At 34.9% G+C, this 986-nt stretch carries 1 protein-coding gene and 1 rRNA gene; both read right to left on the reverse strand.

Going from position 1 to position 986, the window contains the following annotated elements; genetic code table 11:
* Window positions 1-176: 176 nt before the first annotated feature.
* Window positions 177-836 carry a type II secretion system protein gene (locus MNY27_RS10885; protein ID WP_152184952.1) on the reverse strand — a complete coding sequence of 220 codons (660 nt, stop codon included), beginning with the start codon at window positions 834-836 and terminating at the stop codon, window positions 177-179.
* 48 nt (window positions 837-884) lie between these two features.
* Window positions 885-986 (reverse strand): 5S ribosomal RNA (rrf, locus tag MNY27_RS10890); the annotation flags it as partial.

The raw sequence follows: 986 nt of genomic DNA on the forward strand, positions 1-986 counted from the left end.
CTGATTCGTTATTTCTCAGTCTCTTACTTGCTTAGTTTTCAATGATCTCAAACTTCTGAATCTCTCGACTCTTGACTCTTCAACTCGAAGTGTCTCCGTTTGTGGATGGGAATTATAGGAGGATATTACTTAGAGATCGCTTAATATTTGAAGAAGTTTGTCTGAAGTTTTCGGTTTTAGAAAATTAATCTTGCATAACCTGTTTCTGGACTAATTTGTATGATTGCAGTTTCAATTCCATCTGTTAAGGTAATATTACAATCACTTTGTAATAAATCATTTCCATCGTATGGAGCAGTGTTAGAACTTAAATTACTTTTTATAGGTCTTCCTAAGTGATCAAAAGAAAGTCTTGTACTACTACCTGTACTACAAGAAGAAGAGAAAGTTACATTTGTAATAGAGTAAGTTAATCCTAAATTCATTTTTCTCATACCAACAAAGTTTGCATTATTAATATCAAGATTAACAGAACTAGTTTGTCCTCCAGTCATTCTTTCATTAGGGTTAGAAGGATTAATTGCAATTTCTCCCTCATCTGGATTACCGGTACTCCCGCCAATAGTATCAGCAAAAATCGTATATGCCCATTTGTTGTCTGATGATCCATTAGAACTAAACAATATTTGCCACCTTTTTTTATACCAATTTACATCATTACTGTCATATTTGTCATCAATCATTGCTAAATGCTGTGTATAGCGAATATGAGACTGTACCTGAACAGCCGCTTCTTGCACTGGGTTTGTCTTTGTTCGAGGCAAAATAAGAGCAGCTAAAATACCTATTACAACGATAACAAAAACTAATTCTAATAATGTAAATGCTTTTTTCATATGGTAAGTATATCAAAATAATAATAAAAGGGAAAATAATTGATCCGAACTAGGCAGCGACCTACATTCCCACACCTGAAAGGTGCAGTATTATCAGCGATGAGAGGCTTAGCTTCTGGGTTCGGAATGGGGACCAGGCGTTTCCCTCTC

The organism is Sulfurimonas sp. NWX79, assembly GCF_039667035.1.
GTDB classification, from domain to species: domain Bacteria; phylum Campylobacterota; class Campylobacteria; order Campylobacterales; family Sulfurimonadaceae; genus Sulfurimonas; species Sulfurimonas indica.